The 25,905-nt window shown below is 51.1% G+C and carries 20 protein-coding genes; 4 read left to right on the forward strand and 16 right to left on the reverse strand.

Going from position 1 to position 25,905, the window contains the following annotated elements; translation table 11 throughout:
* Positions 1-14: 14 nt before the first annotated feature.
* Complete coding sequence (locus PAEVO_RS16635; RefSeq protein ID WP_100538533.1) at positions 15-872, reverse strand: AraC family transcriptional regulator; 858 nt, start codon at positions 870-872, stop codon at positions 15-17.
* Between the two features lie 126 nt (positions 873-998).
* Between PAEVO_RS16635 and PAEVO_RS16640 the strand changes: the two genes are divergently transcribed.
* Genes PAEVO_RS16640 through PAEVO_RS16650 form a run of 3 tightly spaced genes read left to right on the forward strand, consistent with a single transcriptional unit; the run spans position 999 to position 3,857 of the window.
* The gene (locus PAEVO_RS16640) at positions 999-2,057 is read left to right on the forward strand and encodes a Gfo/Idh/MocA family protein (RefSeq protein ID WP_100538534.1); all 1,059 of its coding nucleotides are present in this window, start codon (positions 999-1,001) and stop codon (positions 2,055-2,057) included.
* Positions 2,054-2,911 (forward strand): sugar phosphate isomerase/epimerase family protein, encoded by an 858-nt coding sequence (locus PAEVO_RS16645; RefSeq protein WP_100538535.1) that lies wholly within the window; start codon positions 2,054-2,056, stop codon positions 2,909-2,911. The genes PAEVO_RS16640 and PAEVO_RS16645 overlap by 4 nt, the downstream gene beginning before the upstream one ends.
* A gap of 49 nt (positions 2,912-2,960) precedes the next feature.
* Complete coding sequence (locus PAEVO_RS16650; protein ID WP_100538536.1) at positions 2,961-3,857, forward strand: sugar phosphate isomerase/epimerase family protein; 897 nt, start codon at positions 2,961-2,963, stop codon at positions 3,855-3,857.
* Positions 3,858-4,003: 146 nt separating this feature from the next.
* On the opposite strand, the gene PAEVO_RS16655 is transcribed toward PAEVO_RS16650, so the two are convergent.
* Positions 4,004-5,035: a Gfo/Idh/MocA family protein gene (locus PAEVO_RS16655; RefSeq protein WP_100538537.1), complete on the reverse strand. Its 1,032-nt coding sequence runs from the start codon at positions 5,033-5,035 to the stop codon at positions 4,004-4,006.
* 23 nt (positions 5,036-5,058) lie between these two features.
* Entirely contained in the window at positions 5,059-5,946 is an 888-nt protein-coding gene (locus PAEVO_RS16660; protein WP_100538538.1) for a sugar phosphate isomerase/epimerase family protein, read from the reverse strand.
* Positions 5,947-6,165: 219 nt separating this feature from the next.
* Between PAEVO_RS16660 and PAEVO_RS16665 the strand changes: the two genes are divergently transcribed.
* On the forward strand, positions 6,166-7,071 hold the full coding sequence (locus PAEVO_RS16665; protein WP_100538539.1) for a helix-turn-helix transcriptional regulator: 906 nt from the start codon (positions 6,166-6,168) through the stop codon (positions 7,069-7,071).
* On the opposite strand, the gene PAEVO_RS16670 is transcribed toward PAEVO_RS16665, so the two are convergent.
* From PAEVO_RS16670 to PAEVO_RS16730, 13 genes are all read right to left on the reverse strand, one after another.
* Entirely contained in the window at positions 7,057-8,262 is a 1,206-nt protein-coding gene (locus tag PAEVO_RS16670; protein WP_100538540.1) for an aminotransferase class I/II-fold pyridoxal phosphate-dependent enzyme, read from the reverse strand. The two genes, PAEVO_RS16665 and PAEVO_RS16670, sit on opposite strands and share 15 nt — an antisense overlap.
* Positions 8,263-8,268: 6 nt before the next feature.
* Positions 8,269-9,186, reverse strand: coding sequence for a D-alanine--D-alanine ligase (locus PAEVO_RS16675; protein WP_100538541.1), 918 nt, complete (start codon positions 9,184-9,186; stop codon positions 8,269-8,271).
* Between the two features lie 294 nt (positions 9,187-9,480).
* The gene (locus PAEVO_RS16680; protein ID WP_100538542.1) at positions 9,481-10,935 is read right to left on the reverse strand and encodes an aminotransferase-like domain-containing protein; all 1,455 of its coding nucleotides are present in this window, start codon (positions 10,933-10,935) and stop codon (positions 9,481-9,483) included.
* Between the two features lie 374 nt (positions 10,936-11,309).
* The gene (locus PAEVO_RS16685) at positions 11,310-12,974 is read right to left on the reverse strand and encodes a DUF4091 domain-containing protein (protein ID WP_100538543.1); all 1,665 of its coding nucleotides are present in this window, start codon (positions 12,972-12,974) and stop codon (positions 11,310-11,312) included.
* A gap of 191 nt (positions 12,975-13,165) precedes the next feature.
* Entirely contained in the window at positions 13,166-14,590 is a 1,425-nt protein-coding gene (locus PAEVO_RS16690; protein WP_100538544.1) for an alpha-L-fucosidase, read from the reverse strand.
* Positions 14,591-14,610: 20 nt separating this feature from the next.
* Positions 14,611-16,239: an ABC transporter substrate-binding protein gene (locus PAEVO_RS16695; RefSeq protein ID WP_100538545.1), complete on the reverse strand. Its 1,629-nt coding sequence runs from the start codon at positions 16,237-16,239 to the stop codon at positions 14,611-14,613.
* Between the two features lie 138 nt (positions 16,240-16,377).
* Positions 16,378-17,274: a carbohydrate ABC transporter permease gene (locus PAEVO_RS16700; RefSeq protein WP_100538546.1), complete on the reverse strand. Its 897-nt coding sequence runs from the start codon at positions 17,272-17,274 to the stop codon at positions 16,378-16,380.
* Positions 17,275-17,284: 10 nt separating this feature from the next.
* Positions 17,285-18,256, reverse strand: a complete 972-nt coding sequence (locus PAEVO_RS16705; RefSeq protein WP_394057324.1) for an ABC transporter permease — start codon at positions 18,254-18,256, stop codon at positions 17,285-17,287.
* Positions 18,257-18,520: 264 nt separating this feature from the next.
* Positions 18,521-20,767 carry a helix-turn-helix domain-containing protein gene (locus PAEVO_RS16710; RefSeq protein ID WP_100538548.1) on the reverse strand — a complete coding sequence of 749 codons (2,247 nt, stop codon included), beginning with the start codon at positions 20,765-20,767 and terminating at the stop codon, positions 18,521-18,523.
* 225 nt (positions 20,768-20,992) lie between these two features.
* The gene (locus PAEVO_RS16715; protein ID WP_100538549.1) at positions 20,993-21,502 is read right to left on the reverse strand and encodes a DUF4188 domain-containing protein; all 510 of its coding nucleotides are present in this window, start codon (positions 21,500-21,502) and stop codon (positions 20,993-20,995) included.
* A gap of 6 nt (positions 21,503-21,508) precedes the next feature.
* On the reverse strand, positions 21,509-22,150 hold the full coding sequence (locus PAEVO_RS16720; RefSeq protein WP_100538550.1) for a TetR/AcrR family transcriptional regulator: 642 nt from the start codon (positions 22,148-22,150) through the stop codon (positions 21,509-21,511).
* Between the two features lie 167 nt (positions 22,151-22,317).
* On the reverse strand, positions 22,318-23,490 hold the full coding sequence (locus PAEVO_RS16725) for a glycoside hydrolase family 88 protein (protein WP_100538551.1): 1,173 nt from the start codon (positions 23,488-23,490) through the stop codon (positions 22,318-22,320).
* Between the two features lie 36 nt (positions 23,491-23,526).
* Complete coding sequence (locus PAEVO_RS16730) at positions 23,527-25,893, reverse strand: helix-turn-helix domain-containing protein (RefSeq protein WP_100538552.1); 2,367 nt, start codon at positions 25,891-25,893, stop codon at positions 23,527-23,529.
* Positions 25,894-25,905: the final 12 nt, after the last annotated feature.

The following is a 25,905-nucleotide window of genomic DNA, read 5'->3' on the forward strand; positions in this document are numbered from 1 at the left end:
TTTAAAGCCGATTCTCACTTTTTCCGTAAAGCCGATGGAGCCATGCTTTTATATTTCTTGAAGGTTCGGCTGAAATAATAAATATCATTAAACCCGGTCGCAGCCGCGATTTCGGATACGGTAAGCGGACTTTCGCGAAGGAGATAATCCGCCCGGTTAAGCCTCGTCTCATTCACATACTCCGTCACGGTCCGGCCGCTGATCTCCTTGAACAGACGGCTGAAATGAAAGCGGCTGAGACCCGCCATGCCGCATAGGAGCTCCACTGACAAATCCTCCCGGTAATGCTCCTCGATATACTTGAATATCGGGGCAAACCGCTCCACATTCTTCATCCGCTCGATGTACTCATCCAGGGTAAGAACCGTCGCTACATAACCTCGTACAAGCAGCGTAAGCAGCCGATACAGCTCTGATTTGACGGCCAGCTCATAACCGAACTCCCGCTGTTCCAGCTCATGAATGATAGACAGCATGGAGGCTAGCGCATCATCCCCGCTAATTCGATTCTCGAAGATCAGCCGATTCTGGGTGATGGGCGTGATGAATTTCATCTCGGTTGCATCCAGCGAATGGCTCTGAAGCAGCGAGAAGTCCGCGATTAACGCATAATAAAACAAATGATCCGACAGGCTGAGGCCGTAATGCAGCTCATTCCGGTTAATGACGATCATATCGCCTTCCTTGACCGTGAAGGTGGACGAGCCGCACTCCAGGCTCGCTTCCCCTGATACAATGTATAAAATTTCAAGATGTTCATGCCAATGGTGGTTAAACAAAACCTGTCCCCGTCCATCAAACTCGCAACGATGAACCTTGATCGGAAACTGAGGATCCGGCATCGTCATCGGTTCTCGCAGTGTTGTGTCCAATGTTCTGATCTCCTTCCAGTAAGACAGCACAATTGTACAAACAAACAGCACGGTTTATCATGGTGTCTTCCTCTAAAAGCATTATAATACGAAAGTGTAATGCAGTAAATTCAGAGGAGTGAACTCATGAAATCTATTAATGTTGGCGTCATTGGCACGGGATCGATCTCTGCTATGCATCTGCAATCCTATCAGAAACATGCGAACGCGAATTTGCTGGCCGTGTGCGATTTAAATGAAGAAAGAGCACAGCGTGCAGCTGAAAAATACGGTGCTACCAAAGTGTACACCGATTATAATGAACTTCTGGCTGATCCGGAAATCGATGCAGTAAGCATCTGTACCTGGAACAATACGCATGCCGAAATCAGTATTGCGGCACTGAATGCGGGCAAACACGTCCTGGTTGAGAAACCTCTCTGCCGTACCGTTGAGGAAGCGCTTCAAGTACAGGAAGCCGTTAAATCCTCCGGCAAGCTGCTTCAGGTCGGCTTTGTAAGACGTTATGACCCTAATGCTCAGATGCTCCGTGAGTTTGCAGACAAGGGTGAATTCGGGGACATCTATTTCGCGAAGGCTTCCTCGGTTCGTCGTCTTGGCAATCCAGGCGGCTGGTTCTCAGACATTGAGCGTTCCGGCGGCGGACCTCTTATCGATATCGGCGTGCATGTCATTGATCTGTGCTGGTACATGATGGGTCGCCCCAAACCGGTTTCTGTCAGCGCCAATACATATCGGAAGCTGGGCAATCGCTCGAACGTCCGCAACCTCTCCTTCTACAAAGCGGCTGACTATGACGCTGAGAAGAACACGGTTGAGGATATGGCGAATGCGATGATCCGTTTTGAGAACGGTGCCTCTTTACTGGTGGACGTCAGCTTCACACTTCATTCGAAGGAAAATCTGCAATCCGTTAAATTGTATGGAGACAAGGGCGGATTCGAGATTGATCCTGAAGTGGTCATCGTTACGGAGAAGCACGATACCATCATCAACATCCAGCCTCAAACGGACAACAAAGGATTCGATTTTGACGCGGCTTTCCAAAGCGAAGTCAATCATTTCATTTCCAGCATCGAGAACGGCACGTCACCTCTCAGCCCGGTAGAAGACGGCGTTGAGATCATGAAGATTCTGTGCGGGATCTATGAATCCGCCGAAAAAGGGGTTGAAGTTCTCTTATGAAACTAGGAATAAGCTCGTACAGCCTGTACCAGGCCATGAACAAAGGCGAAATGACCATTACCGATGTCATCGACTACGTTGCGGAAATCGGCGGAGAGCATATCGAGATCGTTCCGCTCGGCTTTAACCTGAAGGAAACACCGGAGTTGATCGATACGATTAAATCCCATGCCGCATCCAAAGGACTTGAAATCTCCAACTATGCCATCGGCGCTAATTTTGCGGAATTGGATGACGCTGCTTATGAAGCGGAGATTGAACGAGTTAAAGGCGAAGTAGACATTGCAGCTGCGCTTGGCGTCAAGCTGATGCGCCATGACGTAGGCTCTTCCAAGGACTTGTCCATCACGCATTTCCTAGAGGAGCTTCCCCGTTTGGCCAATGCATGCCGTATCATAGCCGATTACGCGGCAGAACGCGGCATTACCACAAGCGTGGAGAACCATGGCTATTTCATTCAGCATAGCGACCGCGTAAAAGCGCTGGTTCAGACCGTTAATCACCCTAACTTCAAAACAACCCTGGACATCGGGAACTTCCTCTGTGCAGATGAGGTGTCCACCGTGGCTGTCAAGAACAACATCGGCCTCGCTTCGATGGTTCACTTCAAAGACTTCTATTATCGCCCGGCTCACCGCGCGCCTGGATCCGGTTGGTTTAACACCTCCAGCGGCAACTGGCTGCGTGGCGCGATTGTCGGCCAAGGCGATATCGATATGCCGGAAGTCGTTCGCATCGTGAAGGAATCCGGATATGACGGCTACATCTCGATTGAATTCGAGGGGCTGGAAGATTGCCGGACGGGAGCTAAGTTTGGATTGGAATATCTCCGTAAAGCCTGGAACGAAGCTTAAAGCAGACGGCTTATGGATGACACAAGGATGATATAAGGGGGATATTAGGATGTCGAAACCTATCATGCCTAACAAAATTGGCGTTATTGTTGACAGCTTTCGGGTTGGAGTAAGAGATGGTCTTCTTAAAGCAAGGGAAGTCGGTGCAGACGGCGTTCAGATCTATGCCGTTCACGGCGAAATGGATCCGGCCAACCTCTCTGCTGCGGCCCGAAAAGAACTGAAGGATTACATCGATTCACTGGGACTTGAAATCTCCGCCCTCGTTGGTGACCTTGGCGGACACGGCTTCCAGGACCCTGCTGAAAATGCGGCTAAAATCGAGAAATCCAAGCGAATCATGGAGCTCGGCTTGGAGCTGGGAACCAATATCATCACCACGCATATCGGTATCGTGCCGCAAGATCACAACAGCCGCGTATACGAAACGATGCACAAAGCTTGCCTGGAGCTTAGCACATTCGCGAAGTCCATGAACGCATTCTTTGCCATCGAGACAGGTCCGGAGCCTTCGGCTCATTTGAAATCATTCCTGGACGGTCTGGGTTCCAACGGTGTATCCGTTAACTTTGATCCCGCCAATATGGTCATGGTCACTGGGGACGATCCGGTACAGGGTGTGTACAACCTGAAGGATTATATCGTTCATACGCACGCGAAGGACGGAATCAAGCTGGTTGATTACATCGACCCTCGTGATGTATACGGCGATTTCGGATACGAGGCACCTGCCCTTGACCATGACAAAATTGCCGATATGGCGGAATCCGGCGAGAAGTTCCGTGAGGTGCCGCTTGGAGAAGGCGGCGTTAACTGGAATGCTTACCTGCAAGCTCTCAAGGATATTGGCTATACGGGGTATCTGACGATCGAACGTGAAGTGAAAGCCAATCCGGAAGCGGATATCAAGCTCGCCGTAGACTTCTTGAAAACATTCAGAGCTTAACATTCACACAATCATTCAGAGTTCTTGCTGCAGGATGTCAAGGCTATTGCTTGATACGCAGCCGTGACTCATTAACGAAACAAGGCCAATCAGGCTATTCCCTGATTGGCCTTGTTTCTATTGGTTTTACTCTAAAGTAAGTAAAATTAAGAGACCACCTGTTTCCCCGATACGGCCTCCAAAGCGCCGTTCGCTCTCGCGGAACGAATCTCGGCTTCAATAATTTCTAGCGATCCGGCAGCGCTTTCTGGGGTACATACCGTTACCGGCTCTCCTTGTGCTACATGCTCAATGAAATACCGGAGTTCACGGTAATAGCCAGAATCCCCGGACAGCTCAGCCGTAAAGCCTGGAGCGTCTTCAGGATACACCGTCAGTTTATTATTCTCGAACACCAGCGTAGCCTCCTCGAAATTCACCCGATATCCCATATAAAAACCGTGTTCGCCGTGCAGTGTCCAATCCGCATGAGCGTTAATCACTTTGCCATCCGGGAAACTGTAGTGGGTGGATACGATATCGTACGAGCTCCCTTTAATCATCGTTTTGGCGAATGTTGATACCCGCTCCGGTTTGCCCATAAGCCAATGGATCATATCCACGTCATGCACATGCATGTCCGTGATACAGCCACCGCTCTTGTCTCCTTCCAGGAACCAGCCTTGAGGCGGCTCCGATCCCCGGAAGAATTCGCCTGCAACGATGCTTCCATAACGGCCGTCCTCCACGCATTCTTTTAAATATTCATAGGCTGGCCAAAAACGCAGGCATTGTCCGATCATGAGCGTTTTTCCTGCGCGCTCGGCTGTTTTCACCATGCGCCAGGCTTCCTCGGAGCTGCCTGCGACAGGTTTCTCGCACATGACGTGAATGCCCCGCTCTAACAGCATGCAGGACATGTCTGCATGCAAATAAGTCGGCAGGCATACATCCACAATATCCAGCTCTTCATGCTCCAGCATTTTGTCCACATGGTCATAAAGATGATAGGGCTCCAGGTCGTATACATCCCGTTCGGTCGCCATATTGCCGTTGGCTTTGCTGTCCTTAAGCTCATCGATACGCAGGTCGCAAATCGCCACCAGCTGGATGTCCGCACCCTCTTCGGCTAGTCGAACATAATTGTCAAAATGCATGCGGCCCATGAAACCAAATCCCAAAATCCCGATTTTCAGCATCCTTATTCCCTCCGTATCCCTTATTATGATTGGCCTTGATGCTCGCGTGCATCTGGCTTGCGCAAAGATGGCGTACGTCCAAGAATCGCATCCATTGCATTGGATGTATTAAATATGATCTGCTCCGAATAGTGGGTATACGCCGGGATCATCTCTGCCGTAACATAGTTGTCATAGCCGATCAAACGCAGCGCTTCAACGACGGCCGGATAATTAACGTCCCCTGCCAACAGATCGACAAAACCGTGAAGCCCGCCTGCCTGTCTGCGGTAATCTTTGAAATGGACTTTTTTGATCCGCTTACCCAAAATCCGAATCCAGTGCTCCGGATAACCGTTATTCACAACATTGCCTACGTCGAAATAGGAGCCGACATATTCGGAACCGATCTCATCGATGAAGGTCCGCAATTCCAGTGGTGACAGCAGGAATTTATTCCATACATTCTCGATCGCGATGGCAACGCCGGCGCTTTCCGCGTAAGGAACCAGCTTGCGAATGGATTCTTGAGCCCGCTCGTAGGCATATTCGTAATCGATGACGGCTGAACCAGGAACAAAATCGACCCCGACCGCCCCTGGGATCACAAGTATGGCATCCACTCCGAAAGCAGACGCAAGTTCCAGCTGCTTCTTGCAAATATCCATGGCCTTCTCACGGACAGCCGGATCATCACTGGTCATCGGATATTCCCAATACAAACCTGTCGCCAAACCCGCGATATCCAGGTCCGCTTCTTTCAGCTGTGCCGTTATGGCCTGTACTTCTTTATCGCCAGCCTGCAGCCCGAGCTCCCCTGTTTGGTTTAGTGACAATTCGATTCCTTCAAACCCGGCTTCTTTTGCCAATCGGATGCAGTCGGAGATGGAAGCATCTCCCGGGAACGACCAGATATTAATCCCTTTCTTCATCGTGAATCCCTCCTAAAATCAATAGGTTGATGTTGTAACACTCGTTTTCTGAAACGCATCATTTGACTTTTTCCGTCAAGTTGTAAATAAACCTTTAGGATGTAATAATACTTATATAATAAATAAATTTTCCACCAAATGATTTAGATAGAAAAGTGATTATTTGGACAAATCCGTTCTATTTACCATCTCTTAAAAACTTTTGGGAGTGAGCATACAATGGTCGATATGGACCTCGATTTTCCGATACAACGCGAAGCGCCTTTTCGCGAATGGTCACCCTGCATTCACTATGCGCAGTTTCAACGCATGGCGACGGGATCACTCCCGCAGCGCAGGTTATACGATTTTGAGCTGCTCTATGTATACCAAGGGGAAGCCGCTACAACGATGTACGGGAACCGCTATCGCATCGAGGCCGGTCAGCTGATTTTTCTGCCGTCCGGTGTTTACCACCAGAATGAGGTGGTTTCCCATCCTGACGCGCGGTTTCTGGGGATTCATTTTGATTTTTTTGATGAGCTGGACATTCAGACCGAAGCGGACATGATCGTGAATGAAGTCGTGCTGGATACGGATAAATTCGCGCATGAAGCGGTGTCCTCCGAATTCCCCCCACTCTCTTCCCGTGTAATCTACACGCCACCATTGCCTTGCGTTCAGATGATGGAACGAATCGTGGAAGAATTCACCCTGCGTCCCGCCGGCTATGAGCTTGCTTGCAAAGGGCTGATGCTGGATGTGCTGGTGCAACTGCTTCGGACGCATCCTTCCCAGGCCTTGACGGAAACGTCACCGCACGATGCCAAATTGATTGAACTGATGTCTCAAATCGAAAAAACTCCAGCCAAAGACTGGAGCAACAAAGTGATTGCGGAGCATTTGATGTTAAGCCCGGATCATACCGCCAAATTGTTTAAACGCTTTGCCGGGATGCCGCCAAGTGAATTCGTGCAAACCGTTCGTCACCGGGAAGCACGTCGGCTTCTCCGGGAATCCGACATCTCGATCGAGGCGGTTGGCGAAGGGGTCGGATACCCGGATATTCATTATTTTAGCCGAATCTTCCGCAGACTGGAGGGGATTACCGCTACCGATTACCGCAAACTCTCAAGAATTCTGTAAGGTGGGCAGACCATGGTCAGCACCTGCATGCGTTCGAAGCCAGCGATCCATTCGATCGAGTGCTTCGCTCAATTGATCGGACGAAGTTGCATACGAGCAGCGAATAAAGCCTTCGCCCCCGGCGCCAAACACATGACCGGGTACAACGGCGACCTTTGCCTCCCGAAGCAATCGCTCCGCAAACTGCTGCGAGCCCAGACCCGTTCCGGTTATGCTGGGGAAAGCGTAGAAAGCACCCTGAGGATCGCGGCAGCCTAGGCCGATATCGGTCAGACCTTGCACAAACATCCTTCTGCGTTCATCATAAGCCCGCTTCATTACGTCCCGATCCTCGAGTCCATTCCTTAAACATTCGAGAGCCGCAATCTGCCCCATTATAGGTGCGCAGAGTGCAGTATATTGATGAATCTTGACCATGGCGCTCACCAGGTGGGAATCGCCGCAGAGGTATCCGACCCGCCAGCCCGTCATGGCAAAGGCTTTGGAAAATCCGCCGATGACGATGGTGCGCTCCCGCATTCGAGGCAGCGAAGCAATGCTGGTATGCGTGCGGCCGTAGGTAAGTTCGGCATACATCTCGTCTGAGATCACCACCAAATTGTGCGTAACCGCAAGACGTGCAATCGGAAGCCAATCCTCATAGGTCATAACGGCGCCTGTCGGATTGCTCGGAAAGTTAACAACGATCGCTTTCGTCCGGGGTGTAATCACCTTCTGCAGCGCGTCCGCCGTCAATTTGAAGTCATGCTCTGCGGAGAGCTCCAGTTCGACGACAGTTCCTCCGTTCAATTGCACAAGAGGAGCATAAGCGACATATCCCGGCACGGGAATAATAATTTCATCCCCCGGCGAGATGAGCGCCCGCAGCGTAAGGTCAATCGCTTCGCTGCCGCCAACCGTGACCAGTATCTCGCTCGTCGGTTCATATTGCAGCTGGAATCCGGCAACCAGATATTCCGCAATCCCTTCCCTTAGCTCCGTTAGCCCTTCATTCGGCGTATACATCGTGCGGCCATGCTCCAGAGCTCGTTTGCAAGCCTCAATCGCACACGAGGGCGTCACAAAATCCGGTTCACCCACGCCGAGAGAAATGACGTCACCATCCGCTTCCGCAGCATTAAAAAATTGCCGGATGCCGGAAGGCGGCATGACTTGCACCGTTGATGTTAGAAAGCTGCTCGTTGTATTCATATGCTTCTACTCCTTGCCTTCGCTTTTTCGTTCCGATAATGAAGTTTCAATAATGGCATCCAGAAGTCCGCTGAACGAATAACCCGCCGCTTCCGCGCTTCTTGGCAGCAGACTGTTCTTCGTTAAACCCGGGAGCGTATTGACCTCCAAAATATAAGGAGTATCGTCCTTCAGGATGATATCGATCCGGGCATACACCCTGCACTTCAGCGCCTTATAGCATTGAAGCGCAGCCGTACGCACCCGCTGCTGAAGTTCGGCGGGAAGCTCAATCACCTGCTCATCCGCTTCGCCCTCTTCGTATTTGGATGTATAATCGAAAAATTCGGAGTTCGGCTTGATGGACACAATCGGGAGCATCTCACCTTTCAAAACCGGGCAAGTGATCTCTTCCCCCTCGATCATTTGCTCGATCATCACGGAGCGGTCCCATCGCAATGCCTCTTCTACCGCTGAGGCAAGGGCAGCCGCATCACGCACGATCCGAGTACCAACGCTGGACCCGCCCGCGTTCGGCTTCACCACGACAGGATAACCGAGTCCCTCCACGTCGGCGGCGGCCAGCTCCTCCATACTGCTGACCATGACCCAATCGGCTGTAGTCAATCCCTCGTACCGCAGCAGCTTCTTGCTCAGGTCTTTATCCATGCAGACACTGCTGGAGAGAACGCCGCTTCCGGTATACGGGATGCCCAGGGAGTCGAGTGTGCCTTGCACCGTCCCGTCTTCCCCATATTGCCCGTGCAGGGCGAGCAAAGCCATATCGATGCCTTCGGTTTTGCTGATCAGCTCGCGTTTATCGTTAATCTCGATCGGATAAACCTCGTAGCGGCTTTTATCCAAATGCGCGATCATCTCTTTGCCGGTCATGAGCGAAACTTCCCGCTCGGATGATACGCCTCCCATGATGACGCCAACCTTCATGATGTAGACCTCCTAAAAAGTTTAGTATGACAGCACTCCGCATGTGGATTATTCTTCCGATCTCTGTTGCCCTCAGATTTCTACTGATTTGATTATTCGTAGTTGAAATCCGACGGGTGCATTGGCTTCCGAAGCGAGCTTTCCGTTAGAAAGCTTTCAGGAGAACGCTCCGCTTCTCCAGAATAATTCTGCCTTCTTCGTTGAAGTCAGAAGATCTTTTTCTCAAAGAAGCATTCCTTGGATGCTAATCATCACTCCGCGCGGATTATTCTTCCGACCTCTGTTGCAGTCCGATTACATTAGCTTCCTTGCCGCCTCGCCGATGATCCGAATCCCCTGCTCGATATTCTCGTCGGAGACGCGGGAGAATCCGAGACGCATGGTGTGATGGCCCCCGCCATCGGTATAGAAAATGTCGCCTGGCGTGAACACCACGCCCTGGGCGGAGCAGGCTTCCAGCAGCTCACGGGTTCGGAATTCGGGACCGAATTCGACGAACAGGTGAAGCCCGCCGTCCCCGGACAACCGCTCCATTGGGATCCACTCCTCGCAGCAGCGGATCGCAAGCTCATATTTTCGCTTGTACTCGGCCTTCGCCCTCTTTAAATATTTCTCGAAGTTGCCGTTGTACAAATATTGAAAGAGCAGGGATTGATCCAGGGTGGATGTGTGAATGCTGCGGGCACGTTTCACGCTCTCCAAATAATGAATCAGGGTTTTGTCGGCTAGCACCCAGCCCACTCGCAGGCCGGGAAACAGGATCTTGGAGAAGCTGCCCAAATAGATCACGCTGTTGTTCTCGCCGCCTGCACATGCAACGAGCGGCGCGATGTGCGAGCCCGAATAGCGCAGCTCTTCGTTGAAACCATCTTCGATAACGGGAATCTCGTGCTCATTCAGAAGCCGCAGCGCTTCCAGCCTCTTCTGGTGGGACATCACGATTCCTGTAGGATTATGATAGGAAGGCACGAGGTAGGCCATGTCGTACGTCCGCTCCGACAGCTCGCGCGCGAGCTCCGTCAGGCTGATGCCGTCATGCTCCATCTCAACGCCGGTAATGGCGTACCCGTGCATTTTAAAATTTTTAATGGCTGTATGATGGGTGGGATTCTCGCACAGGATGCGGCCATGCCCTTTGTTCAAGGCCGATAACACCAGACTTAAGCCTTCCGTAAAACCGCTGGTGATCAGCATATCCTTACCCTCCATATTCACGCCCTTGTTCTCCATGTAACGGAGAAGGTAATCAATAAGCGGTTTATAGCCCTTGGCGTAACCATAGTTTAGAAGTACATCGCCTTCAAGCGACATCCGGTCCAGGAATGCACGCTTGACATTTTGCAGGTCGAACAGCTTCTCATCGGGAGCGATGCTTGTAAAAGATATAGAGCCCTTCTCGGCTCGAATACCGTGCTTCATCAGATCATGCGCTTCCGCAAGCCTGGCGTATTCGTTCAGGCGAGGACCCCAGTCCAGCCGTTTGCCTTCAGGCTGCAGCGAAGCTCCGCTGATTGAAGGGGTAACAAAGTGCCCCTGCCCTTTGACCGCATAGATAAAGCCTTCGTCCTCCAAATCCGAGTACGCGCTCAGCACCGTATTGCGGCCCACTCGAAACAGCGCGCTTAGCTCACGCGTGGAGGGAAGCTTCTGATCGGCTTGCAGCGCGCCGGTCGTCATCAAGCGCTTCATGTAATCTTTGACTTGAATATAGGCCGGCCGGTCATTCGCCAACTTGAAATCCAAATACATCGTCCGTTCCCCCTTGCTCTTATGATGGCATATTTTCGGAGATACCACTAGAACCACGGCAGGCCTCTTTCGCCTCGGGCGTGGTTTACCCGGTACGGCTAAACGTTCCCAGTACCCCAAACATCTTATCTCTATGATCGGTCTGCCCTTGACATCGGTATACTTTAGAAACATGCCATCTTCCCTAACCATGGAACCATAATGGAACTCGCCTAAGCAAGTATGCATCCTGGAAGAAACCATCCGGGCGAGGAAAAAGCAGCCGTTATGCAAATCAAAAACTGCCCCACCTTCTCTAAAGAAGATGGGGCAGTTTTACGGATGATTCATGCGGCCTAAATCGCCTGATTAGTCTAAATAAGCTGCCAGCCCGCTTACTTCACAACCAAACTTTCCTTAATCTTATCGTTGATCCACTGCCGCTTCGACAGCAGCCATTCCTGATCCCTCGGGTACGTCTTGAAGGTGATCGGCTCTTCGAGCCCTTCCTCCAGCGCCTGTAGCACAGCCTCCCTGCCGATCTGTGTCTCCAGCAGTTGAAGCGCTCTCAAATCTTGAAGCGCTTCCTGGAATACCTTCAGCCGAATGGATTCAATCGGTCCTTCTTCACCAGGGTATACCACAAAAGCATCCCCGGAAGGAAAACCGCAATCCGCATCCGTCACCTTGAACGGATCAATGGCGCGTTTCGAGTATTGCGAATTCCAAAAGTTATACCCCCAATGGAGAAATCCCTCGATATTAAACTTATACAGCTGAATCCCGATGATCCGGTTTCTTGCCGAAGGCAAATTGAAGAAACGGTTGGACACTTCCTTGTACTGGGAACAGCAATAATAGGTCCACAGTGGCGTTACCTGTTGATCCAGAAAAGGCTCAATGTGATTGCTGGCCGGAATCGGACGCTTCACCAGCCCCTGCTCATAGAACGAAATATCGGAGAGCGCGTCAATGATCGGGTAATCCGGCAGCAGCTCGTTCATCAACCGGCTTGCATGACCGTAAGCCTCCAGATGGGACTCGGATGGCTCATCGGATACATGGAAATAACAGCGCTGCTCAAGTCCCCGGCTTTCAATCCAACCGGTGAGGGCCGGTATGAATTGCCGGATGAAGGCATGATACGCTTCTCCGGTTGCATCCGTCTCCCATCCGAACAGCTTCTCAGGCTTTCCGTTCACGTTAGCGATAATCTTCGGCGCATGCCCGGCTCCCCACTGGGTGAAAAGATGCGAGAATTCCAGGTACTGAATCCCATTAGAATTACACAGGTCTGCCCAGCGGTCCAGCTTATCAAACCCAAACGCATACGTTCCATCCTGGGTAACAGCCACGTCAACCAGCTGCACCGTTGGCCGTTCTCCGCCCACTTCCGTATCCAGCGGAGGCGTAAACAATGGGGTCAGGATCATATTGATGCTATGCTGAGCGGCGGTCCGCATAAATTGACCGATTAACGTCCAGTGCCGTTCACTAAAAATCTCCACCTCGTAGTAGTTCGCCAAGCAATCGGCATGAAACCATTCCGTATGAATCAGCGTCTGGTCCGGCAAGGTTGCCGGAATCACCTCCAGTGTAAATACCTCTTCCCCAAGCGACTCCCCCGATTCCGCTTCAAAACGAAGCCGGATTTCATATGTACCGCCCTTAATCTCACCCTCAGGCTGTACCGTAATCCATAAACTTCTCCACTGGTTCGGGCATCCGGTTACAACAGACTCTGATGCCAAAGGCAGCAACGGGTCCGGATACAGCCCGGGAGCAGCTCTTAAGATAAACTCGTCATGATCATGATACGTGGGCAGCTCCGATGGAACCAGGCCTACAGAACGGACGGTAATCCGTTCGCTCAACGCGGATTGCAGATGAACTCGGATGTTTTTCAACAAGCGATTGGAACGGTAAGCAACTTGAAACGAGAACGTCTCATTGCCAAACGAAGACCCTTTGTCATACGAGGCTTGGGACAGTTCTTCATCGGCAAATACTTTGGTCAAAGAGCTCAACAGCCGGGTCTCAAAAGATACGGAATGGCTCATGCAGGTTACATCCTCTCTACAATGAAATGGGGTGCTTTCACGTACATCTTACACTAATCTGGGTGGAACGGAAGGTAAAATTTACGTTTTCGAAAAAAAGGAGCCACCGCCCTTTTGCGATGGCCGCCTTATCATGGCATTCCATAGCGGAATTCCATACCGGATATCCGCCAGATGTTAGAATGCTCCCATCAATCCTTCGAGCTCCGGTATACTTCAAAGCCCGACAGGCGCGGACACCATCTCGATTCCAAAATGGTAAGCCGGATATATTGAGTCCGCACAGCGGGAAAACGGCAGATGCGTTTGCGCCCGATCACCGTCCCGGATTGGATTGCGTGCCAGTTCCCATTTTCCATATATTCAAGCTCGAAGCGCTCGATCCGCTGCCCGTACCGGTATTCAGCCAATACGATATGATCGAAATCGATCGCTTGCCCGAGGTCCAACTCAATCACGGCGTATTCCGTACCCTCCTCGGGACTCCAATACGTATTCTTGCTGCCATCGACCATATTTCGTGCATCCGATCCGGCTTTCGTCTCGGATGCCGTAATATCCGCACCGGCAGCCAGATTGGTATCAAACGTTGTTCGAATGGCGTCCCCGAGTTCCTGCAGACGCTGCAGATCGAACTCATGAACCAATCCGCGGGTATCCGGCGGAATATTGAGCAGAAAAGTGGCATTGCCGCCAACCGAGCCGTAGTAAATATGCAGTAATTCCTCCAGTGACCGGACCTTATCGTCTTCGGACGTATGATAGAACCAGCCGGGACGGATCGAGGTATTGACTTCGGCCGGATACCATACCAGCTCCTTCTCGCCCTGAATGACGTTCCGGCTGCCAAGATCCTCTTCACTCGATTCATAGCGGCGCGCAAACGCCCGGTCATCGGTTTGCTGCGACTTTTCCTGGATCGCTTCATTCTGGCGCAGCGACGCAGGAACGACGCTCCACTCCGACTCCCTGCAATGCCCCGCCTCATTCCCGCACCAGCGAATATCCGGTCCGCATACCGAAATGGCGGCATTCGGCTGCAATTCCCGAATCAGGGCATAGTACGCTTCCCAATCGTATTCCTGACGCTTGCCGTTCGGGCCTTCGCCGCAGGCTCCGTCAAACCAGACGCAGAATATCTCGCCGTAGCCGGTCAGCAATTCTCTTAATTGGTTCAGGAAAAATTGATTATACCTCGGCGAATCGCCATATGACGGTTCATGCCGGTCCCACGGGGATAAGTAGATGCCAAACTTGATCCCCGCTCTCCTGCAGGCATCGGCAACCTCCTTCACCACATCCCCAAGCCCGTTTCGCCAAGGGCTGCTCTTCACGGAGTGCTCCGTATATTGACTCGGCCATAAACAGAAGCCGTCATGATGCTTGCAGGTCAGGATCAAGCCGCGCATCCCGGCGCTGACACAAGCGCTGACCCATTGATCCGCATCCAGCTGCGCCGGATTGAACAGCGCAGGATCTTCTTTTCCCGTGCCCCATTCCATATCCGTGAACGTATTGATGGTAAAATGAAAGAATGCGTAGAACTCCATCTCCTGGACGGCTAATTGACGTTCCGAGGGCTTAATATTGGCAGCGTATTCAATGAAATTGTGCAAGCGATAAACCTCCTATACCTCTATCCTTGGTTGTCTAATGCTTTCTGATGAATCTCCAGATACTTATCCAGCTGCAGTCCCTTAAATCCGCTGACATAGGCATCCCAATCCTTCTCGATGTCCTTGCTGCCGGTTACAAATTGGGCCAGATTCGATTTCACGTAATCCTGAATCGTCTTCTGAATCTGTGCGATGAAGGTGGCGTCTTTCGGATCGATGAACACATCCGTCGGGTACACCAACTCCGGTTTGGCAAAAGGCTCGTATTTCTTCGCAGCCAGCCACAAGCGATACTCATAAGCTCCGTTGCCAAGCGGATCTTCCGGAGCGACAAAGGATTCCCGGAGGGAGTTCACCATCAGCATCGTTCCAAGCTGCCACCAGGTTACGTCAAGTGATCCCTCGGGTACATCCCGCTTCAACGCTTCGTATGCGGCCGGCTCGCCATTGTAATCAAGCGCACCGGACTCCGCCTTCCGCCATCCATCTCCTTCAAAGCCCCAGGAGGTCATCACGGTGCCTTCTTCGGAGAACAGGTAATCCGCCAGCTTGATTGCCGCGATCCGCTGCCCCTCCGTCGCTTTGTTCGTAATGACAAACGATCCATCCCCTGCTCCGACGCTATAACCTGCAAGCTGCACGCCATTCGGTCCTTTCAGCGGGGGTACGACATCATATTCCTTATGGCGGGGCTTGGCATCGGTTGGTTCCAGCACGCTGCTGATCAGCGCATAACCAACGGCGCCGACCACATTGTCCGCTTTGTTGCCGAGCTGCTTGACGGCATCGCCGTTTTGGGTAAACGCTCCTTTGTCGATCAGACCTTCGCTGTACAGCTTGTTGAGATATTTTAAACCTTCCTTCCACTCGGACTCAGCCGCGGACAAAATCACCTTGCCATCCTTCACGCTTAAATAAGTCGTGCCATTGTTATATATAAAAGCATTCATCAAAAAGGCATCAACTCCTCCTCCCCACACATCGAGCGAAGTGGTCATCGGAATTTCGTCGGCCTTGCCATTGCCGTTCGGATCCTGCTCCTTAAAGGCTTTCAACACTTCATAGAACTCATCGGTAGTGGTTGGCATCTCTAGACCTAACTTCTCAAGCCAGGTTGTATTGATCCACATCCGCTGGCCATACGTACAGTGCAGGCACTCATTCACCTTCGGAAGCGCATAAATATTGCCGTCCGGCGCGGTCATCGCCGATTTTAAATAGGAGACTTCCTCTAGCGCTCTTTTAATGTTAGGTGCATGCTTGTCGATTAACTCATTCAAGGGGATAAAGGCCCCTTGCATACCGTACTTGATCTGATCCGCCTTGGATATGCCGGCATTCATAATGAGCGCCGGATAGTCTCCGCTGGCCAGCATCAGCAGTTTCTTGTCGTTGAATACCGCGTCGGGCGTCGTATTCCATTTGAACGTAATCCCCAGCTTCTCTTCGATATGCTGGGAGAACGGATTGACATCGAGGCTCTCGATGCCGGCGGACTGAGGAGCGAATACCGATAGTTCAACGGGTGCCCCTGACTCCGGAGGGCTTGCCGGACCTTCAGTTCCTGTTTCACTTGTCTTGCCGCAAGCGGATAGAACCAGCACTGCCACGAGAACCAGACTTAAACCTAATCCAGTGAACCTTTTCAAATCAATTCCTCCCTAATATGGAATACCTGCGCGTACTTCGTAAGCGAAACCGTATTTTTGCATATACCCCCTATATGTCCGAACATCGGAAATACCCTATTCTATAATGCCGACCCCACCTCCTTCACGAAATAGGAATCACCCTTTCAAGGACCCGATCATTACGCCTTTGACAAAATATTTCTGCACAAACGGGTAAATGATCAATACCGGGGCGCTTGCCACCACGATCAGCGAATACTTCAGCAAATCCTTCAGCCCTTCGCGGACCAGCAGCTCATTCACGTTGGTCACCATCTCGGCGCTGACGGAATTCAGGATCAGAATATCCCTCAGGAAGATCTGAAGCGGAAACAGGCTGCTGTCCTTCAAATAAATCAGGGCATTGAAATAGGAGTTCCAATGGCCGACGGCATACATCAGCCCGAGCACGGCCAGAATGGGCTTCGAAAGCGGAAGGACGATTTTAAGGAAAAAGGTAATGTCGCTGCTCCCATCCATTTCCGCCGCTTCAGCCAGTTCATCGGGGATCGTCGTCTGAAAAAAAGTCCGGGCGATGATGACCTGGAATACAGCTAGCGCACCCGGTATAATCATGGCCCAGCGCGTGTCGAGCATGCCGAGCGACTTCACGAGCAAATAGTTCGGTATGAGCCCACCGTCAAAAAACATTGTGAACACCAGCAGCATCATAATGATGTTGCGAACGTAAAACGTTTTGCGGGCGAGCGGATAGGCAAGCATCACCGTGAATGCAACGTTTACGATCGTGCCGACAACGGCATAGAACAGCGAGTTGCCAAACCCGATCAGAATGTTGGAATTCTGGAACACCGCTTTGTATCCGATCAAGGTCACATCCACCGGCCACAGCCACACTTTGCCCGAGGACACCGCACCCGGGGAGCTGAAGGATGCGCTTACAATATGGAGCAGCGGAAACAGAATGACGATCAGAACGACGGATAAAAACAAATACACGATACCAAGGAAAATCCGGTCTGCAGCGGACTCCCGTACGGTTGACCTGCTCATGCGATTCCTCCTACCATAGACTTGTGGATGAGACTTTTCGGGATACGTAATTGACGATAACCAACAGAATGAAATTGATGATGGAATTGAACAGGCCGATGGCGGCAGAGAAGCTGAAATTTGCTCCGAGCAGACCGACCTTGTACACATAGGTGGAGATGACCTCGGACGTGTTCTGATTGAGCGGGTTTTGCATGAGATAAATTTTCTCAAAGCCCAGGCTCATCAGGTTGCCAAGATTCAATATGAGCAAAATGACGATGACCGGAAACAAGCTGGGGATATCGATATTGATGATTTTTTGAAGCCGGGTTGCCCCGTCCACTCTTGCCGCCTCGTACAGATCGGGATTGACTCCAGCCAAGGCCGCAATATAGATGATGGCGCCGTAACCGGTGAACTGCCACACATCGGACCAGACATAAATCGACTTGAACAGTTCCGGCACGCCAAGGAAATCAACGGTCTCAAGCCCGAGCGCCCGGAACAGATTGCTCATCAGCCCCGTATTGGGCGAGAGGTTCACGATCAGAATCGAAACGATGACCACCGTTGAAATGAAGTACGGCGCGTATGTCACCATCTGGACGGTTTTCTTGAAGCGGCCGTTCCTGATCTCATTCAGTGCCAGCGCCAACAGAATGGGTGCAGGGAAACCGACCAGCAGGCCGTACAGGGAAATTTCTAGCGTGTTGCGGACATACTGCCAGAAGAACGGAGCATCGAATAATTGCCGGAAATAATCGAATCCTACCCAGGGACTGCCGAATATCCCCTGTACGACGTTGTATTCCTTGAATGCAATCAAGACGCCGAACATCGGAACGTATTTGAAGAGGATGATGTAGACTAACGGGAAGAATACGAGCAGGTAGAACTGCCAGTGCTTCATCAGCTTCTTCCTCGTTCGGTTCATGGGCTTGTTCGGTGGTAGATTCGTTGGTGCCTGTGCATCTGCAGGTACTGGGATTGCGCTGCTCATACGAGCCAATGGGGTCACCCTCCTTCGCTTTGTGTTGATCCCAAGTCTAGAGCGGACGGCTGCATCCGATCAATAAACAAGATTCTCCGAATCAACGTATTTCCGCGGGCAAGGTGTAATTTTAGGGCTGCCAGGCCGTGAGGCCGATAAACCTTTTTCCGTCGCTAAACTAATCTCCGCTTACAGCAAAAAGGCCCGCGGGACGGTTCATCCGCAGGACTCTCTACTTGGTTCATGTAGGCATGGATGGGCTCAGATGGGTTGTTAGTTCCCGTAATTCTGCTGCCTAAAAACAGCTTGCTCACGGTAATCCCCCGGCGACATTCCCATCAGCTTTTTAAACATCCGGCCAAACGAAATGACATTGGAATACCCGACTTCGGTGGCGATATCCTGTACGGGCAGCAAGGTTTCTTCCAGTAGTCTCCGGGCGTGGTTCATCCGCAGCTCAATTAAATAATCCACGAATTTCTGGCCGGTTTCCTCCCGGAACAGCTTGCTCAGCGTCTTCCAGTTCATATTGAAGCGTTCGCTTAAATAGTTAAGGGACAGATCCGGGTTGCTCGAGTTTTGTTCCATAAACCTCCGCACCTTCAGAATCGTGTCCGCATGGTATCTGCCCTCCATGAGAGCAAGCATGCTCTCGAACAGCTTGGATAAAGCTTCGCCAAAGTCCTGTTCCAGCTGCTCCAGCGTATCGGACGATTGAAGGGCATTCCGTAAGGCAGGTTGTCCCTCTGTCAGCCACAAATCCTGAAATTCTTTTGCCATGCATGACATTTCCCGTCCCAACGAGTACACCATGTAATCCGCCAGGTTCACCACGCCGTCCCGGTCCAGCATGTTTTGTCCGATGTTATGGATGAGGGTGTTGTACTTCTCCTGCCAATCCTTATTGACGAGTCGGAACGATTGGGCCATCGAACGAATGAGGTTCAGAAAATCGAATGCATGGCCCCTCTCCTCCCCGGATACTTGGGCGTAATGAATGATTCGGTTCTCGCCGAGGATCATTTTGTATTTCAATGCGGTGAGTGCCTGCTCATAGGATTCCGGGATCTCCGTGTATCGCTCCGCTTTCTCCCCTATGCCCACGGTTATGGTCAGCTTCAGATGCTCCTCCACCCACTGGCGTGCTTGCTCCAGCAGCATGGCTACATGCTGATTCGGATTCTGGTCTTCCGCCGCCGCGAGAACTCCGAGCTTCGAGGCTGAGATCCATTCCGTCCAAAGCATCGTATCCTGCCCGGCTGCGATTTCTTGAACGACGCTTTTTAAGGCAAACTTGATCAAATACTGGTCCTGCTGCGGGTACTGCTCGCAAAACAATGGATATTTATCGATTTCGATGACATTGACGATCTGGGATGTGGACAAGTCCGGCAGTCCCATGGCATCGCGCTGCTCATTCCACTGCTCCATATGGGATGGGTACTGCCCCTCCATCAGCTGCTGGAACAGGTACGCTTTGCGCAGCAGCAAATCCTCACGATGCTGCTGCTGAAAGCTGCTCGCCTGTTCCAGCATGCTTTCCAGTGCCGATTCGATAAATGCGAACTCATCCTGTTTACTGTTATGGATCAGCGCGCTCGTTTTGGACTGCGAATAGTTATGAATCCGGGATACAATGGCTTCAATTGGTTTATAGTTTCGGCGTGTAACCAATACGATCCAGACGACCCCGGCAACGCACATGAGCAAGCCGACGATAAACCAGACATTGTACAGCTGGCTGACGATACCAACCACTCGGCCTTGGGTTAGTCCTCCCTCATATACCCACCCGGTATATGGCGACACCGCTTGGGAGACAAGCTCCCCGCTTTCGACTATTGAGGTGTCGGGGATCATGGACCGCCCCTGCGTATCCTTCATATGAATGAAACTAACATCGGGATTAACCATGCCCTGAATCATGTTATGTATGGCGTCCACCTTGATGTTGACGGCAATAACGCCTTTGCCATGGGTAACGAAGGGCGCATCTCGTACCAGGGTTATCACATGCTGCATGCTATTGAAGCTGAATTCCCGGAAATTCCGTACAGTACTCCATTTGGCCTCACTATTGACCTGGCCCAAATAAGGCTTAAGAAAGTCATAATCCGCATAATCCTGTAAGTTAAATGAGGACGAAGTACTCAGGACGAACTCATCCTGGGTCCGCACGAGCACCATGGAATCGACCAGTGGATTGGACACCTTGAACTGCTTCATGGCCTTCACCGCCTGCATGTTCAAATAGACGTTGTCCTGATCCTCTTGATTGAAAAATCCCGACATATCGGGGTTGAACAGCAATTCCTGCACCAGCATCTGATCGATAGCCTTCAGCGAATTATCCACCGATCGCATCGCCTGCTGAATCATCGTCTCATTGGCCTGAATCGCGCCCTTCCGCGACTGCTCACCGAGCATTTGAAAAAAGACAAAAAACACAAAGGAAATCACGATAAAGAAGACCGGCATATACGATAAAAGCTGACGGTAAAACCATGCTTTTCTTCCCATAGGCATCCCCCTAAAGCGAACTAATTCCTTATCTCATCGCCGATTTGAAGTAATATCATCATAGAAGAATAAACGGGGATTACCAACCCTTTTTTGGAGCGTGGAAGAAAAACATGTCTAAAGCCTCACGACTTCCACAGCATTTACGCCGCCCATGACCTATGGTAATTATCCTTAGTCATAAGCTGCGGCAGCAGAGGGAGATCAACCGACTATAGACCGGAACTACGGATTTGGAGGAGTCGGCACTGCCGGTTCTCCCTCGCGGCCAAGCCGCCGGCTTGCCGTTTCCCTGCGTCCCGTCGCGGGGACATGGGCTCCCGCTTTTGCCAAACCGAACCTCGGCATATTGTTGTACAGACATTCATATTGTCCTTCCGGAACCAAATAGGTTTCGTGGAATATCCCTACGTCCCCTCCCGTTCCAATCTTGCGGTTGAAATCCCGCCATGCCTTCAGGTGATTGGCTCCGTGACGGGCATAATGCTCCAGGTGTTCGAAACTCCTCCAATATTGAATAAGAGTGAGTCCCTTGCCGGAAAAATGATAGGTACCGTCCATGAAGCCGAGCTCCTCCTTGTTCCGGTACAGCTCCTGAAGCATCGGGGACATGGCATTCATGACAGGCAGCCACTTATGGACCGCCCACCACTTGTTAATCCGAAACCCGATCACGAATACAACGAAGGATCCTTCCATGTGTGCGGTATATCGACCTGGAATGACTTTGCTCATGCTTGCTCACTCCCCTTCCTTAATTTCGAGCAGACCTAAGTGCGTTTCGTAAAAGCAGCCGATTTCCGTGGAATTGTACAACTGGGCCGTCAGAAACGCCCCGTAAAAAACAGTGAAAGAAATCTGTACGGCTTGCTCCAAGGTTAAGGCTTTATTCAGCCTGCCGGCTTGAGCTTCCTCCTTCATGAACCGCTCGAATAAGGCATACATGTTGGGCGATTGGCTCCCCGCTTCCTCGTGACCGGGAAAAAGCAGCGATACTTCGGCAGGACTTAGCTCCGGCATGCAGGGCTGCATGTTCTGCTCCGCGAGAAAGGAGATCAGGCTCGGCATCATGCCCGGCCTCACTTGATGCTCCTTAGCCACTTGGGACAACAGATGCCGGAACGCCTGAAACCCTTTTTTCCCTTCCGTGTCGATCTCGATAACCCGCTCAGTCAGCCATACCCGCATAAAATAAATCAGCAGATCCTCTTTGCGTTGATAAAACTTAAAAAAAGTGACTTTTGATATTTCGGCTCGCCTGCAAATGTCCTCCAGCATAACCTGGCTGAACATCCGGTCCTTCATTAACGATAGTGCCGCCTCATACAGTGCGATTTTGTTCTTAGCTTTCTTTAATTCCCTTAATGAGATATCCGGATCCATTGTGTTAGCACCTCTTTAAAGTTAACTTATGTAAATAAATTAACACGAGTTAATTTATTTTGTCAACATAACCAAACAGACAGACAAAACACCCCTAACATCAGCCACGCTGATGCAGGGGTACCGCATACATTCACTTTTGTCTTTTGAATATGAATCCTCTTCATTTACCAGTACATATCCCAATCTTTATAGACCCTTACCAAAGCTTCAAAATATAAATAGTCCCCCCAAATGCAGCATTCGTCAATTCCGTTGCCGAGCGGCTTTCCGTACACCGCATGCTGCAGAATGCCGTTGGATCCTGGGAGCGATACCGTCGTATAGCGATCGCTTAATGCCCCCAAAACGCGCAGTGCCGCGTTCTCGTACGTACGGCGCCGCGGGTGTGAGAGAGGCAAATGCTTTGCCAGTTCCAGCATTCCGCATACCGAAATGGCGGCGGCCGAGCTGTCTCTCTCTTCCAGCCCTTCGGTGAATATCAAATCCCAATAACACACATAATCCTCAGGCAGCCGATTCAAAAAGTAATTCGTTACCCGCTCCGCATCATGCAGCAGCGATTCTTCCTTCATATATGCATAACTGAGCGGTAAACCATAAATGGCCCAGGCCTGACCGCGGGACCAGCACGAATGATCCGAATATCCTTGGGACGTTTGCCCAAACCTTGGTTCTCCGCTCTCGACATCCATATAATACGTGTGATACGTTGAGGAATCCTCACGGATCAAATAACGAGCGGATTGCTGTGCATGGCTTATGGCGGCACGACGATACTCCGGTTTGCGGGTTTCCTCCGTCGCCCAATAGAGCAAAGGCAAATTCATGCAGCAGTCGATGATCATTCGGCCGCGCTGTGACGGTTGGTCCAACTTACCCCAAGCCTGAATGATACCGGCTTTCTCGAAATACCGCTCCATTAATAGGTCTGCTGCGGCAAAGGCAATCCGTCTCGCTTCTGTATTCCCGGTCAGCTTATATGCGGCAACGCAGGACAATGAATACAAAAATCCCAGATCATGCGTCTCCGTGGCGATTCGTTTCTCCACGCGCTCCTTATAGCTGTGGAGCTGAAGCTCCGCAGTCGACCGGTACTTGGCATCTCCCGTGACTTCATAAGCCAGCCACAGCATTCCGGTCCAGAATGACGAGGTCCATTCCGTGTTGCCGATTGTCTCGTAGATATTATTGCGGCTGGCAGGGGACGGAAAACGATTGGAGAACATGTCTAAATTCTGATCGATCCGATGAAGAACGAATTCGATGGCGGCTTCGGTCCTTTGCTGCGTCCATGTCGTTACCTCGCCGTATTTTAAAGGTTCCTGAATCGCTTCCATTTCTGATTGGCCACTCCTCTCTCGCGTTCAACGTTATTATCCGCTAGCGCTCGCCCGATATTTGCCGGGGGTGACCCCCTCTAACTTCTTGAAGGCCCGGATGAACACAACATCATTGGTATAGCCAACCAGTTGGGCCAACTGCGCATTGGTCAGTTCCGATTGCTCCATCAATGTCTTCGCTTTCTCAATCCTCGCGCGGGTAATATAGTCGGTGATATTGCATCGATTCATCTTCTTAAAGAAACTCGAGATATATTGAGGCGTCATGCCGAAATGATCGGCAATCATACCAAGTCCTAAATTATAATCGGTTAAATTCCTGTCGATGAATGCCATAATATCCCGTTGCAGCTGGATACTATGATCGCTGTGCTCCGTATGAAAGAGACGGGTCAGCTTTTCATACAAACGTTTCGTCTCAGCCTGCATTTCATCACTTGTGGCACAACCGAATATATGCTTTACAGGGTCAAAGTTCGGGCCCAGCAGGCTTTCATGATCCGTGTTCGTCAAATTCAGTATTTTCAGAAATGTGCTTATGATATTGAAGAACAAGCATCTGCCCAGTTCAGGGGTCATGCCCGCCGAGTTAAAATTCATCGTATAAATATTGTCCAGCAGCTTAGCGACGTTCTCCTTGTCTCCGCCTCTCACATGGTTGACAAGCTGCGTCTCGAATTCGATCGGATAGTAATAATGATGCTTAATGTCCCGCACATGACCGAAGTGAATGATGGAATTTCTTCCGCTGAACATTCGGTAATCCAGAGCGGCCATGGCTTCGAGATAAGCACTGCCGATTGTTCCGTTTCCTGTGTGTATGCTGCTAACGGCAATCGTCACGGAAATATGGAAACGATCCTCCAGTACCCGGAGAAATCGTTCGGCAAATTCATGAAGGAAGAGCTCAGCCTCCCCGCTCTCAACTGGATGGAAATTGACCAGGAACGCTACCCGGTCGCGTTCCATATCGACGGCGAATCCCTGGTGGCCCGAATTCGCAATGTCCGTGCCGATATTCGAGACAATAAACCGGATTTGCGTCCAATCTTGCTCCGATGGTTCCGGCGACAGCCTTGTAATATCCACTGCCTGAACGATGATGACTGCAAACATATCGGACCGGAAGTGGATGCCCATGGTCGTTAAAGACGGCCCTCCCTCCTTCCCTGCATGATCCGGATCGATGTAACCGCGAATGAGCCTTGACAGAAAATCGGCTCGGATGACGGGGCTTTGCCGGAACAATCGCTCCCTCAGATCCCGCTCCTCTACAAATGATCCTTCGATCGTTTGCAAAATGAAATCATATTCGTTGGTGGCTGGTTTACCCTGAATGGGCTTTCCCTGGAGAATGGCATCAACCACGCGTTTAATGGGGCTATACTGGCGGTACCCAAACCAACATGCGACGCCTGCTCCTGCGAGAAGTGATGCGATAAACACCGACAAAGCCATTCTTTTCAGCTGCGTCACTCGCTCCATGAGACTATCCATCGGCATGACGGACACGTAATGCCAGCCCGCCTCCTTGGATTCCGTAAATGTTATCATGCTGTCCGTACCGTTCAGCATTTCTTTAAACAATCCCGATGGTCCGGCAAGCCTTTCCGTCACCTGTTCGGACAGTTCCGTGCCCGAGGAGCTTGCGATGACTCTGTGTTCCCCGTCGACTATATAAATCTCGCTGTCATTTGCGGACTCGATTTGCCGGAACATCTCCTGAACCTGCTGCCCATCGATCATGATAACGAGCGTTCCCCGGATATCGGACACATCATGGACCGGAAGTGATTGCGCGTAGGTGATCACGTCCGCCGGGTTGCCGTTACCTTGGTTCGGACTCTGCAGCAGCACATCGGAGGGCAGGAATGACATGTTGTGGTAGCGGCCAAGCATGCTCTGCTTCCAAGTTTCAAAATCCATATTTTCAAATCGGTAATACTTGTCGTAGAAGGCTCTTGCATCGGTTCGCATGCCTGGCTTCAAGATGACGTCTCCCGACTGCAGGTGAACATAGAAATCCTTTACGAATCCGCTTACAAATGTTTGATAACGGTTCAGGTAATCGCGGACGAACTCCACCTGACGATACGATTCCCCTTGATCATGCCGATCAAGGTTCAGCAGATTAGCCAGCTTGGGGTTAAACATGATTTGCTTCGCCAATATATCCACTTCTTTGAGCTTGCTGTCCATGGAAAGCCGCAGCTGCTCCAGCATCGCCGAATTTGAACGCTCCGCATTGTTTTCCATCACGTTTTCCACCCGTTCATACAGAAACAGTCCAACGGTCATCGGCAGCAAAAGTATGAACATATACGAAACGATCATGGTTTTCAAGACACGTCCCCGGCTGCTTTTGCGCTTGCCGGGCAGAAGGCTGGGTATCGAGATCATGACGCATTCCTC

The organism is Paenibacillus sp. GM2FR (genome assembly GCF_002803325.1).
Taxonomy (GTDB): domain Bacteria; phylum Bacillota; class Bacilli; order Paenibacillales; family Paenibacillaceae; genus Paenibacillus_AQ; species Paenibacillus_AQ lautus.

What these genes read in the sequence shown, in the direction of transcription:
- PAEVO_RS16640 (WP_100538534.1), top strand. Translation starts at nt 999, where the DNA reads ATGAAATCTATTAATGTTGGCGTCATTGGCACGGGATCGATCTCTGCT.
- PAEVO_RS16645 (WP_100538535.1), top strand. Translation starts at nt 2,054, where the DNA reads ATGAAACTAGGAATAAGCTCGTACAGCCTGTACCAGGCCATGAACAAA.
- PAEVO_RS16650 (WP_100538536.1), top strand. Translation starts at nt 2,961, where the DNA reads ATGTCGAAACCTATCATGCCTAACAAAATTGGCGTTATTGTTGACAGC.
- PAEVO_RS16655 (WP_100538537.1), bottom strand. Translation starts at nt 5,035, where the DNA reads ATGCTGAAAATCGGGATTTTGGGATTTGGTTTCATGGGCCGCATGCAT.
- PAEVO_RS16660 (WP_100538538.1), bottom strand. Translation starts at nt 5,946, where the DNA reads ATGAAGAAAGGGATTAATATCTGGTCGTTCCCGGGAGATGCTTCCATC.
- PAEVO_RS16665 (WP_100538539.1), top strand. Translation starts at nt 6,166, where the DNA reads ATGGTCGATATGGACCTCGATTTTCCGATACAACGCGAAGCGCCTTTT.
- PAEVO_RS16670 (WP_100538540.1), bottom strand. Translation starts at nt 8,262, where the DNA reads ATGAATACAACGAGCAGCTTTCTAACATCAACGGTGCAAGTCATGCCG.
- PAEVO_RS16675 (WP_100538541.1), bottom strand. Translation starts at nt 9,186, where the DNA reads ATGAAGGTTGGCGTCATCATGGGAGGCGTATCATCCGAGCGGGAAGTT.
- PAEVO_RS16680 (WP_100538542.1), bottom strand. Translation starts at nt 10,935, where the DNA reads ATGTATTTGGATTTCAAGTTGGCGAATGACCGGCCGGCCTATATTCAA.
- PAEVO_RS16685 (WP_100538543.1), bottom strand. Translation starts at nt 12,974, where the DNA reads ATGAGCCATTCCGTATCTTTTGAGACCCGGCTGTTGAGCTCTTTGACC.
- PAEVO_RS16700 (WP_100538546.1), bottom strand. Translation starts at nt 17,274, where the DNA reads ATGAGCAGGTCAACCGTACGGGAGTCCGCTGCAGACCGGATTTTCCTT.
- PAEVO_RS16705 (WP_394057324.1), bottom strand. Translation starts at nt 18,256, where the DNA reads ATGAGCAGCGCAATCCCAGTACCTGCAGATGCACAGGCACCAACGAAT.
- PAEVO_RS16710 (WP_100538548.1), bottom strand. Translation starts at nt 20,767, where the DNA reads ATGGGAAGAAAAGCATGGTTTTACCGTCAGCTTTTATCGTATATGCCG.
- PAEVO_RS16715 (WP_100538549.1), bottom strand. Translation starts at nt 21,502, where the DNA reads ATGAGCAAAGTCATTCCAGGTCGATATACCGCACACATGGAAGGATCC.
- PAEVO_RS16720 (WP_100538550.1), bottom strand. Translation starts at nt 22,150, where the DNA reads ATGGATCCGGATATCTCATTAAGGGAATTAAAGAAAGCTAAGAACAAA.
- PAEVO_RS16725 (WP_100538551.1), bottom strand. Translation starts at nt 23,490, where the DNA reads ATGGAAGCGATTCAGGAACCTTTAAAATACGGCGAGGTAACGACATGG.
- PAEVO_RS16730 (WP_100538552.1), bottom strand. Translation starts at nt 25,893, where the DNA reads ATGATCTCGATACCCAGCCTTCTGCCCGGCAAGCGCAAAAGCAGCCGG.